This window comes from Paenibacillus provencensis, from assembly GCF_042678545.1.
GTDB classification, from domain to species: domain Bacteria; phylum Bacillota; class Bacilli; order Paenibacillales; family Paenibacillaceae; genus Paenibacillus; species Paenibacillus provencensis.
The window spans coordinates 2,844,438-2,856,129 of record NZ_JBHTKX010000001.1; the positions used below are offsets into that span (position 1 = coordinate 2,844,438).

10 protein-coding genes are annotated in these 11,692 nt (G+C 38.4%); all 10 read right to left on the reverse strand.

Annotated features, from left to right (window positions below; all coding sequences use genetic code 11):
• Positions 1-9: 9 nt before the first annotated feature.
• The gene (locus ACFQ3J_RS13805) at positions 10-957 is read right to left on the reverse strand and encodes an LCP family glycopolymer transferase (protein WP_251582170.1); all 948 of its coding nucleotides are present in this window, start codon (positions 955-957) and stop codon (positions 10-12) included.
• Positions 958-1,023: 66 nt separating this feature from the next.
• Entirely contained in the window at positions 1,024-2,358 is a 1,335-nt protein-coding gene (locus tag ACFQ3J_RS13810; RefSeq protein ID WP_251582171.1) for a UDP-glucose dehydrogenase family protein, read from the reverse strand.
• A 1-nt stretch (position 2,359) separates the two neighbouring features.
• The gene (locus ACFQ3J_RS13815) at positions 2,360-3,385 is read right to left on the reverse strand and encodes a glycosyltransferase (RefSeq protein ID WP_251582172.1); all 1,026 of its coding nucleotides are present in this window, start codon (positions 3,383-3,385) and stop codon (positions 2,360-2,362) included.
• Between the two features lie 71 nt (positions 3,386-3,456).
• Entirely contained in the window at positions 3,457-4,830 is a 1,374-nt protein-coding gene (locus tag ACFQ3J_RS13820; RefSeq protein WP_251582174.1) for a sugar phosphate nucleotidyltransferase, read from the reverse strand.
• 11 nt (positions 4,831-4,841) lie between these two features.
• On the reverse strand, positions 4,842-5,639 hold the full coding sequence (locus ACFQ3J_RS13825; RefSeq protein WP_251582176.1) for a WecB/TagA/CpsF family glycosyltransferase: 798 nt from the start codon (positions 5,637-5,639) through the stop codon (positions 4,842-4,844).
• Positions 5,617-6,828, reverse strand: a complete 1,212-nt coding sequence (locus ACFQ3J_RS13830; protein WP_251582178.1) for a glycosyltransferase family 4 protein — start codon at positions 6,826-6,828, stop codon at positions 5,617-5,619. The genes ACFQ3J_RS13825 and ACFQ3J_RS13830 overlap by 23 nt, the downstream gene beginning before the upstream one ends.
• Complete coding sequence (locus ACFQ3J_RS13835) at positions 6,803-7,975, reverse strand: glycosyltransferase family 4 protein (RefSeq protein ID WP_379293017.1); 1,173 nt, start codon at positions 7,973-7,975, stop codon at positions 6,803-6,805. The genes ACFQ3J_RS13830 and ACFQ3J_RS13835 overlap by 26 nt, the downstream gene beginning before the upstream one ends.
• A gap of 43 nt (positions 7,976-8,018) precedes the next feature.
• The gene (locus ACFQ3J_RS13840) at positions 8,019-9,305 is read right to left on the reverse strand and encodes a hypothetical protein (RefSeq protein ID WP_251582182.1); all 1,287 of its coding nucleotides are present in this window, start codon (positions 9,303-9,305) and stop codon (positions 8,019-8,021) included.
• Positions 9,292-10,638 carry a flippase gene (locus ACFQ3J_RS13845; RefSeq protein WP_251582184.1) on the reverse strand — a complete coding sequence of 449 codons (1,347 nt, stop codon included), beginning with the start codon at positions 10,636-10,638 and terminating at the stop codon, positions 9,292-9,294. The genes ACFQ3J_RS13840 and ACFQ3J_RS13845 overlap by 14 nt, the downstream gene beginning before the upstream one ends.
• 60 nt (positions 10,639-10,698) lie before the next feature.
• Entirely contained in the window at positions 10,699-11,682 is a 984-nt protein-coding gene (gmd, locus tag ACFQ3J_RS13850) for a GDP-mannose 4,6-dehydratase (RefSeq protein ID WP_251582186.1), read from the reverse strand.
• Between the last annotated feature and the right edge of the window lie 10 nt (positions 11,683-11,692).

Below are 11,692 nucleotides of genomic sequence, written 5' to 3' on the forward strand. Positions count from 1 at the left end.
CTGTCCTGTTCAAGTTATCGAATCCTTTTCCAAGTGCTTTGCCATGATCTCTTGAACACGTACTATTTCCTGCTCACCAACAATGTAATAATAAATCCCGTTGATCCTCTCACCTTGACCTTGAATTTCGATAGTTTCAATATTCTTCAAATCCCTGCTGTATCCTGTAACAAACTTCTTCATTTCATCAAACGAAATGTCAGTTTTAACATTTCCGCCGACTTCGTTTAGTATGGGTTCAATTTGAACCACATTTGATATTTGGAGTGCATTTTTGATTAGCTGCTGAATAATCTCACGTTGTCTGGAGTTTCTCCCCAGATCCCCCCGAGGATCGTCATAACGCATTCTTGAATACAGCAATGCTTCTTCGCCTGAAAGATGAATCGCTCCTTCATTAAAGATTTTCCCTTCATAAGTGAACTGAAACGGATTGTCTACTTCTACCCCACCCAATAAGTCAATAATAGATGAAAACCCTTCCATATTAACTTTCACATAATAATCGATAGGATTTCCCAATAAATTCTCTACTGTTTGAATAGACATGTTGACTCCACCAAATGCATAAGCATGGTTGATTTTATCCTGCACTCCCTTGCCTATAATTTCGGTGCGTGTATCTCTAGGAATATTGAACATTAGAATGGAATGTTCAGCAGGATTAACAGTCAGCACTACCATCGTATCTGAACGGCCAACATCGTTTGCACGTTCATCAACACCTAATAGAAGCACCGAAAATGGAGCTTGCTCCTTAATTTTCTCAACGATTGGAGAAGGTTCTGAAGGTTGCCCTCCTCCATCAATTGTCGTAACCGGCGTTGAGGGTTCTCTCGGCTCATATATACTTTCCGCAGTGGACTGAACGGATTTGTACAAATACCAGCCATATCCTGCTCCAAGAATAATAAATAAAGAGGCAATACTTAAGGTAATCCTCAGCCATCTCTTCATCGTGTTCTACCCCACTTGTTAAATTTGATATCTTATCATCTAAAACAAAAAAAGAAGCTATGCCCTTTAGGACATAGCCTCAGTATAAGAATCAGACAAATTAATGGACTGCGGTCTTCCTACAGAGTAATAAATAAAATTCGCTTCCTTTATTTTGGCTGGATCATACAGATTTCGCCCGTCAATAAGAACCGGCCTGGACATATGTGTTGCTAACAGCTGCAAGTCAATTTGAGCAAATTCAGACCATTCCGTAAGAAGGCAAAGTGCATCGCTGTCCTCTGCCGCTTCAAATGAAGTGCTGCACCAGTGTATTGAACCATGGTTAATCTCTCTTTGAAAATTAGCAGTAGCCACCGGATCGTATGCTTTAACACGAGCGCCTAATTTGATCAATTCTTGAATAATCTCTATGGCAGGTGCATCACGAATATCATCTGTGTTCGGCTTAAATGCCAGTCCCCATATAGCTATACTTTTCCCATTAAGAGATCCTAAAGCATCATGCAGTTTACGAATAATATTAAATCTTTGATCCTTATTGACCTCAACCACTGACTTAAGCAATTTGAACTCATAATCAACATTACCTGCTATTTGTATCAAAGCTTGCGTATCTTTGGGAAAACAAGAACCCCCGTAGCCTATTCCCGCCTGCAAGAAGGAACTGCCGATTCGCTTATCGTATCCCATTCCTTCCGCAACTCGAGTCACATCTGCACCGACCTTCTCACATATATTAGCAATTTCATTAATAAATGAAATCTTGGTGGCTAAGAAAGCATTGGATGCATATTTTATCATTTCAGCAGAACGTATATCTGTTGTAATAATATTGGAGGTTAGTTGCTTATGCAGCTCCTTCAACGTCTCCAGCGTCTCCTCATCATCAGAACCCAGTATAATGCGATCCGGATTCAAGGTATCATGAATGGCGGATCCTTCTCTCAAAAATTCTGGAATTGAAGCAATTGCAAATGGGAACTTGCTGTATTGACCAACAATTTGTCGAATATGCTCATTTGTGCCGACAGGCACCGTACTTTTGGTTGCAACGATCTTCTTACCGTTAATTGACTGCCCTACTTCCTTTGCTGCTTGCTCAATATAGCTTAAGTTTGCCTCTCCATTTGGTAAGGAAGGGGTACCTACAGCAAGTAATATAATGTCTGAGTTTTGTACAGCAAAGGCCGTATCAAAAGTAAAAGACAGCCTTCCGGCTGTCTTATTTTTCTCGATTAATTCCTTTAAGCCTGGCTCGTAAATAGGAACTTCTCCACGCTCAAGCATTTCCACTTTTAAAGGATTGTTGTCAACACAGATGACCTCATTACCCAGCTCGGAGAAACATACTCCTGACACCAGCCCCACATAACCGGTACCAATAACTGCTATTTTCATATTAACCCACCATTTCTATTTGTGATTTAATATACTCGGATACTCTTTGTTTTTCCTGATGATTTTTTAAATTAATATCCTCTGATAATACCTCGCTGTTAGATAAATAACGTTCAAGACTATCCAATTTCATTAATTCGTTGAAACTTAATTGATGAACATTGTTCAAATTAATTATTTGTTTAATTGTGGATTTATCCTCTGAAAAGCTGTCCCGTTTGATAACAATAAGAGGTTTATTTAGAACTACAGCTTCGCTTACTGTGGACCAGCCTGGTTTAGAGATGACGACATTCGAGATCGCTAATAAATTCTGAGTTTCCGTATAATTCTGTGGAATTCTGTAGATGTTCTCACCTGGCAAATTCATATTGGATGAAACTATAAATACATAATCTTTATTGCTTAACAGACAAAGCTGACTAGCAAGATCTGACTGTATGCTCATACCGAGAACGAAGTAAACAATAATTTTATTACGATTTGGATTTAAGTTATTAAGTAGTCTGTTCATTTCAATCGGATCAATATCTCTGCAATAAAATCCCACCTGGCAACGATCTGTTCTTCCCCATAACGGTTCATCATTGCTGCCAGGCAGCATGAGAAAATGATCCAATTTATTATAACTATCCAGCAGCATTTCCCTGTCTTCAATAAAGGATTGATATGCGGAATACCAAGTAAAATTCGAAATGCCCAATGATTTGATACCTAAGCCGTCCGCTGCAGCAATTGCGACCGGTGAAATATCCGAAATTACAGCATTCACTTTATTTTCACTTAAAAAGCGTTCCTCTACTGAAATTCTGTAAGAGAATTCTTGCATGTATGAAATATAAGACTTATTCATCTCAGTTCTATCAATCTCTAGTGTTTTGGAATTTAATATATATCCAAGATCCAGCTTTGCTTCCCTGTAAGTAATGTTTTTATATTGCTTTAATGAATACTGCATATAGTTAAGTGCGCCGCCTGATGAAATGATAATAAATTGATATTTATCATTCGCTGCTAGATGTCTCATCAAGGCAACCGTCCTGGTGGCATGCCCATATCCATAATCCGATACATAGTAACTTATGATTGTTAATTTCATTACGAGGTTTTAATACAATGCAGCACAATCTCATCCCAGTTCGTGTAGACCTCGACCATATCCTGATCTTCGGCACTGTCCCCTGTTTGTACTGAGATCAGTTCAATGTCCGAAATGGCTTTAATACCGTGCATGGTCATGGATGGAATATGCAGCACATTGCCTGATTTTACTCTCATATAATTTCCGTTCTGTATGAACTCCCCCTCGCCTTTGACAACTGTCCATACCTCTTGTTTGTTTCGGTACAACTTATAGCTTAAATTTTTCCCGGCCTGAATGCTTAAACGCTTAGTAACGACTTGCTTCCCGTCCAAATATTTCTGAACATCTAAGGTCTTCGACCAACCCCATTGTTTTTCTTCATACATAGGACCTTGATCAAAGTTCACAATATCCTTAATTTTAGGACTAGCTGCTTTATCGGTAACCAATATTCCATCTGGTGATACGGCTACAACCACATCCGAGACGCCAAGAACAGTGACAGGAATATCAATCTCGTTAATTAAATGGGTATTGGCGCAGTCATCACTAATAATCCCTTTTCCAATTTGATTGCTTCCCATTTCCTCAGTCAGCGTATTCCAAGTTCCTAGATCTTTCCAATATCCTTGATACGGAAGAACCATTATGTTTTTCGCTTTTTCAACAACTTCATAATCAAAGCTGATCTTTGGCAACGAATTATACTTCTTAAGCATCTCTTCGTATTGAATTGGATGCCCGCTATTTTCCAGAAGTGAGATTATATAATCTAATCTGAAAGAAAACACACCGCAATTCCAAAGAGCATTTTCCCGAATGAGTTCTTCTGCTGCTTCTTCAGTCGGCTTCTCCTGAAATCTCTTTACCTTATAAAAATCCCCGTAGTCAGTGGATGACTCGGGGATGATATAACCGTATTTGGATGAAGGATATGTCGGTCTTACACCGATTAAAGCGATATCTACTTCATTCGTTGAATTCATAATTTCTTCTAGCTGCATGACTGCTGTAAAAAAATGATCCTCTACATAAGGGTCAACGGGTAGAATGGTGATCACTTCATTAAGAGAAACACTCTTTACAGAGTATAAATAAGTTGCGGCTAATGCTATTGCAGGAAAGGTATCCCTTCTCTCAGGTTCGATGATCAATGGAACATCATAACCAACCTGAGCCTGCATAATTTCGACTTGCGATTGGCTTGTGGCGATCATGCTGGATTCTCCCAGTCCTACTGTGGAGAGTTGATTCCATACCCGTTGTACCATGGATACCAATTCATGATTTTCATTTTCGAGCACCTTTAGGAACTGTTTAGACCTAGAGTCGTTGGATAACGGCCATAATCTCTTTCCAGATCCACCAGATAACAATACAAGTTTCATCTCATTTCCTCCTATTGACGCTCCATATTTTTTATAGATACCAATTGTCGTTTATTTCTCCGATACGTTGTGATGAATTTGAAGATATATACCGGATTATTGTATGCATATCTCTTCCATAATCTCTTTGGCTCATGAATCAGTCTGAAAAACCATTCCATACCCATTTTTTGAAAAATAGCTGGCGGACGCTTCACCTTACCAATGTAAAAATCGAAGGCTGCACCTACCCCAATCATTACTCCTTTAACTTTGTCCCTATGATCAAACATCCAATATTCCTGCTTGGGACATCCGAGACTTACAAAGACGATATCTGCATTTGAACCATTAATCATGCTGATAACCTGTTCATCTTCTTCTGTTGTAAGCTCTCTAAAAGGCGGAGAGTACTTCCCGCAAATGTTAATTCCCTTGTACTGGTTTTTCATCTTATCGACCAATGTTTCCAATGTTTCTTCCGTGCTGCCATAAAAAAATATGTTCAGTTTGTTGTCTGCTGACCTCTCACAGAGTTTTACCATTAATGTTGGACCGTCCACTCTGTCTTGATTGTTGTACCCATACATTTTTAATGCCCATACCAACGGCATACCGTCAGGAGTAGATAATCCGGCAGTATTGATTACATCCTTAAATTTCTCATCTTTGCTTGCAGTAACCACTGAGTGGGTGTTGCATATGCACACATAATTGGGCTCATCGTTCCTGGCCCAACCTTCGATAAGAGCTATCGACTCTTCTAATGACAAGGCTGAGATATTTGAGTTCACTATAGGGCCATACTTAAGAGCGGATTGCAATTCCATAACGATTCTCCTCTATGGCTTCATGATATATATTCATTAGAAATTGATAATTGATTTCTTCTGTATACTTTCTTTCAAAATTATCCAACGTCGACTTTCTTAATAATGAATAATTTAACGGGTCTAGATTAATTGCATATTCCATAGTCTGTGCCAGCTCGTAAATATCGTTATGCTTAAAATGAAATCCTGTTTTATCGGGGATAACGACTTCCTCCAAAGAACCGATTTTGCTACACAATACAGGAGTCGCAACCGAATAAGCCTCAACGATGGTTAGAGGGAATCCTTCGTACCAGATTGAAGGCACTACTAAGTAATGTGAATGACTCATATAAAAAAGCACTTCATCAGAATTCATTTTCCCTAAGAATAGGACATCATCTTGTTGATAGCTTTGTTCGAGCCGTTCTTTATCTGGACCATCTCCAATGATAACCAGTTTAAAACCCGATTTCGTTTTCACTTCATCCCAGGCTTTTAGTAGATTCTCAACACCTTTTTCCGGAGAAATGCGGCCGACATAGAGCAAATACTTCTCCAAGGGAGGGGTATTATGATCTGTTTTTTCAGGTGTCTTAATAAAATTCGGCTTAACCATGATTTTCTCTTCCGGAATGCCGCTCGCAATAAATTTCGTTCGGGAAAAATCAGTTAAAGCAATATATTTAGAAACCTTATTTGTCCAAGTGCCCAGCATTTTGTTTACTTTTATCATTGCTGCTAGAGGGAGCGTCTGCAGTGCGGAGCCTCTATAACATCCATACTTAACGGAGTTGATTAAGGAACCGCTCAAGCATTTTTCGCAAATCTCTCCTTCTCGCATGAATGTAGCCGCAGGGCAAATCAAACGATAGTTGTGCAAGGTTTGTACTACTGGAATTGCCATACTTTCGCAAGCATAGTATACGGAAGGTGATACAATCGGAAAAAAATTATGGACATGCACTACATCGGGGCGCATGTCCATAATTTTTTTCCTAACTTTCCTATATTCATTTAAAGACCAGGTTACATTCAGAGCAACTTTAGCTTTATCTACGATCCCCTGACTTATAGAATCATTGTGTACATAATAACTTTCTGCTTCTATTCCTCTTGACCTCAGCATGTTCAGCTCTCGTTCAACGACCTGGTCTTCTCCACCTCGAAGCTGATAATAGTTATGAATAAGCAGTACTTTTGTCAACTGCAACTCCTTCTTTCGTTTTGTCATCCAAGCTTTGTATAAACGAATCGGCTATCTCATCCCAGCTTAGATTTTCAATTGTCTTTCTCGATTCAGACTTAATTTTCTCCAGAAGCACTTGATCCTGATGCATATCCAGAATTCTCTCAACCCATACCCTTTCATCACTCGCTTCAACAATAACTCCATTGATTCCATTCTTAATGACGGTCACAGCCCCTCCATTCACAGAGCTTATGATCGGCACTTGAAAATGCATACTTTCGAGCAGAACCATCCCAAAAATATCGTATGTTGTAGGGAAGACCATAATATCTGCTGCACCATATACTTGCCAAACTTCACTTTGCTTCACTTTTGGCAAGTATATAATATAATCTCGAAGATGATGCTCCTCTACATACTTCCAATATCGATCCGTATCCTCCTTTTGACCATCTCCAATCATAAGTAAACGGAATTTATCATCTCGTTTTACAACTTCTTTGAGAATGGACAATAGGAAAATAACGTTGCGTCTTTCCTCCAAAATTCCAAGGTACAGTAACACTTTTTTGTTTTTTAGAGGAGCGATGAGTTCAGATATTTCTATATTTTCCGAAGGTTCTGTCTCAAAATTAAGTTTATCCAAACCCACGCCGACCGTGACAACTCTCTGAAATCCCTTATTCTCCAGATACTGCTTAGCTAAATCGGATTTCACATACACTGTTTTGATCTTCTTGGCCAAGAATGATTTAAACACCATATCATAAATGGTTCGAACCGCTTTGTTATTGTTATCTCGGTAAGGACCATGATATAAAACGGTTTTATGTGGTGCCAAAAGTGTAAGTAACGGCGTCATCAACTGGTTATATTCTGTTGTAATAATTAGATCATAGGGCTCCAGAAACTTTTTAGACAAAACACTTGTGTATATGCTATTACTTAGAAATTTGATACCCTTCATCCACATGATAGATAACCGATTATTATTGTAATTGAATATCTCTTCTACTTTAACCAACGAGTCCGTTGAATAATAAATGATGTCACAATCATAACCTTTCTTGACAAAAGCCTTACCCAATCCTATTTCTTGAAGATTATACGAGCTTCTGTTTACCGTAGAAGCAAAGTTTCTGAGATAAAGTATTTTTTTCATATTTCTCACCACATGACCTTATTCAATGTTTTTTGGTAACTGATCAGGCTTGCTTCTGTAAAGTCGAATTGGACATTTTCAACTGATTTTTTTTGTTGTCCTCATTGTTGTCCTCATTCTTATCCTCTAGCATCTGCAAATAATAATGAGATTTACCTTGAATTTGTTTTGCAATTATTTTAAGCATGGTTCTCATGGATAGCTCAATCGGCAGAAATCTATAATTGTACGCAGAAATTCGGCTGTCGCTTTGCTGGAATAAAATATCTTGTGCATAGTTCCCCCAACGATCCTGTGGCATAAGAACAACCGACATCCCTGCATGAGCTGAAGGCAGCAACATATTTGAGCCGTGAACGCCAATGACGACTTCACTTTCGCTATACACCTTGCAAGTTAACCTCTCACTTTCAATATCAAAGGAATTGACCCGCATATCGTCAATCCATTCTGGAAAGCTGCCGTTTTCTCCTAACCCAGCAATGGTGTATTCATATTGAGGAAATTGCTTTTTTAGCTGTTTAAATAAATGAATGACTTTCATTTTCTGATAAGTTACCAGTGGAGATGTGAATTTCTTGAGTTTAGGATATTTCTGAACTAGACGAGAAAGATTATAGAACTTAATCCAAAATCGATCCTCTCTCCAAATAAAAGTTATCCTTTTATTCTGTACATTTGAACTGTCAAACTTGTTGATCTGTGTAAACTTGGAAATGTCAAAACTACTTGGGTGTGAATACGCATGGCTAAGGTATACTTCCTTACATCGATTTAACTCAGCATTGATCTGTTCATTCAACTGAGGGTAATAGCTTCGTGCGTTCTTAAACGGAAGATTCACTTCCCACACTTCCGACACATATTCTTCCGGCACTAGCCAACGCAAAGCTTTTTGCACAATTACGATGATAGAGTATCCCTGGTTTTGCTCATATTCCCTCTGAACATTTAGCAGCTTTAACAACGCATGCCCATAAAGATAGTCAATACAGTTAACAATGATTACCTTATCATGCAATTGCCGACTGCCTACTTTAAGTGTAATTGCTGGATCATCATTTGGGTTATTCAACGAGTCAAGTAGAGGTCTCCCCAACCAATTCACTGCCTTAGGTTCACCATATATTCCATTATCAGGAATGGATACAGTGAACGGAAAGTAAGTTGCATGACCCACTGGAAGATCTACTGTAATCAAGGATTCACAATGCTCACATTTACTTTCCAGGCAAACATGTATTCCTTGCCATAATATCGTGCCAGGCAAAGAACTCTGACACCGTGGACATTTAATTGTTTCTGATATAAGGGGTTTAAGTCTGATCATGTCTTTTTCCAACCTTCTTTATATCTATAAGATCTAACTTCCAAAATGTGAAAATGGACTTTATCATAAGCATCAAATTAAAACGAACATTATTAAAGAATATGTCTACAATAAACACTGAGATTGTAAACGAAATAATTGTGGCTAATATAGAGCCCTCTACACCAAAAATCGGTATAAGTATAAAATTAAGTGCAATATTGCTCACTGCCCCAATAATCGAGGTTAATAACGTATACTTAAAGAGGCTTTCATTAGTTATAAATAAACTTTTGGCAACACTAAAATTTGTGAAGAACAAGCGTATGGAAAATAAGGATAGTAGTGTCCCTGCCTGAATAAACTCAGGTCCGTATAGCAGCATTACAATTGGTTTTGATAAGAAGAATAAAGGAAGTGAAGTCAACAGAAACACCAAAAACATCAATTTGTACACTTGAGAAAGTACTTGCTTATATTTATCATTGCCTTCAAGTTTCGCACGAGTAACAATCGGAGCATATGCAGTCGATATAACTACAGGAATAAATCCCAATACTTCAATTAGTCTAAGCGCAGTGGAATATTGTCCTACTGCAGCATCTCCAAGCATTTCCCCAATAATAACTTGGTCTATTCTAGCTTGAACATATATAGCGGAAGAAGATAAAATTAGAGGCCAGCTGCTGGTCATAATACTTTTTGCCTTTTCAAAACGAAATTTCCACTCTTTTATCTTCCATTTGTTTCGTGTGTAATTGTAAATAAGAATTATACCTGCAATTAGAAATTCCAAATGTGCACAGAATGCAACAAGATATATAGAATATCCTTGAACCAACAATCCAATCTTGAATACAGAACTAATTACAAAACCAATGTTTTTAGCGATAACAGTATACTTTGAAAGCATCTGTGATCTAAACCAATAGTCAATGACATCAAATACTTGAAATAATGCAGCTAATGCCAGGATCAAGTTTATTGTTTTAACTGTTGTATCTTCTGGACGAATGATACTAATCAGCGAATATGAGACAACTATGGCGGTAAGTGTTCCTGCAAACTTCAATACAGCCGCAGTTCCAAGAAGCTCGTTTCGATCACTGCTATTCTTAACTAGATCCCTCACAATAATAGAATCAAATCCAAGTGTAGTAAGCACAAGAAACATGCCAAAAAAGGACTCGGCATAATTCCATTTCCCTAATTCTTCAGGGCCAAGTAATCTTGCCATAACAATGCTTACTGCTAGCCCTAAGATCATACGAATAAGCTTATCTCCGAATAACCATGTAGTATTGGATAGAAGCAGCTTCTTCTCTTTATTCAAGTTTAATCTGATTAATGACATGTTCTGCACATCCTGTGATCTGAATAAAATAAGGCTGCTCGAATCGAGCAGCCTTATTACTTATACGGAAACTGTAGCGCCTAAGAATTTTCTGTTTTTCTCCAAATCACTATCAACCATCATTTTAATCAAATCTTCAAATCCTACATCAAGAGTCCAGCCTAATTTTTCTTTTGCTTTACTGCAGTCTCCCAGTAAGAGGTCTACCTCGGCCGGTCTAACAAATTCTGGGTCAATAACTACATAATCGTTATAATCCAGACCTACATAAGAGAAAGCTACTTCGAGTAGCTCCCTTACAGTATGCATTTCTCCCGTGGAGATCACATAATCGTCTGCTTCTTCTTGCTGCAGCATTAGCCACATAGCTTTGACATAGTCACCTGCAAAACCCCAGTCTCTTAAAGAGTCCAGATTTCCCATTCTAAGTTCAGTTTGAAGCCCGAGCTTAATTCTGGCAGCGGCATCGGTTACTTTCCTTGTTACAAATTCCAATCCACGTCTAGGGGACTCATGATTAAACAATATTCCGGAACATGCATACATATTGAAGCTTTCTCTGTAGTTTACAGTAATCCAGTGTCCATATACCTTTGCAACACCGTATGGGCTTCTTGGATAAAAAGGAGTCGTTTCTTTTTGTGGAGTTTCCACCACCTTACCAAACATTTCGCTGCTTGAAGCTTGGTAGAATCTAGCACTAGGCTTAATAATTCTTACAGCTTCCAGCATGTTGGTTACAGATAGTGCTGTAATTTGTCCTGTCAAGAGAGGCTGAGGCCAAGAAGCAGCCACAAATGATTGTGCAGCCAGATTATATACTTCATCCGGATTAGAGAAACGCACGGCTTCAATTAGAGATGCCAGATCAGTCAGATCGCCAGAAATCCAGTGAATTTGATCTTTAATGTGCTCAACATTTTCGTAATTCGGTGTACTCGTTCTTCTTCTAAGTCCGTATACTTTATATCCTTTTTCCAGCAAAAATTCAGCAAGATAAGATCCGTCTTGACCCGTTACACCTGTAATAAGAGCTGTTTTCATCGTATATATG

Bases quoted from the DNA above. Each gene is read 5' to 3' on its own strand.
- gmd (WP_251582186.1), bottom strand. From the start codon at position 11,682: ATGAAAACAGCTCTTATTACAGGTGTAACGGGTCAAGACGGATCTTAT.
- ACFQ3J_RS13840 (WP_251582182.1), bottom strand. From the start codon at position 9,305: ATGATCAGACTTAAACCCCTTATATCAGAAACAATTAAATGTCCACGG.
- ACFQ3J_RS13810 (WP_251582171.1), bottom strand. From the start codon at position 2,358: ATGAAAATAGCAGTTATTGGTACCGGTTATGTGGGGCTGGTGTCAGGA.
- ACFQ3J_RS13845 (WP_251582184.1), bottom strand. From the start codon at position 10,638: ATGTCATTAATCAGATTAAACTTGAATAAAGAGAAGAAGCTGCTTCTA.
- ACFQ3J_RS13820 (WP_251582174.1), bottom strand. From the start codon at position 4,830: ATGAAACTTGTATTGTTATCTGGTGGATCTGGAAAGAGATTATGGCCG.
- ACFQ3J_RS13805 (WP_251582170.1), bottom strand. From the start codon at position 957: ATGAAGAGATGGCTGAGGATTACCTTAAGTATTGCCTCTTTATTTATT.
- ACFQ3J_RS13835 (WP_379293017.1), bottom strand. From the start codon at position 7,975: ATGAAAAAAATACTTTATCTCAGAAACTTTGCTTCTACGGTAAACAGA.
- ACFQ3J_RS13815 (WP_251582172.1), bottom strand. From the start codon at position 3,385: ATGAGACATCTAGCAGCGAATGATAAATATCAATTTATTATCATTTCA.
- ACFQ3J_RS13825 (WP_251582176.1), bottom strand. From the start codon at position 5,639: ATGGAATTGCAATCCGCTCTTAAGTATGGCCCTATAGTGAACTCAAAT.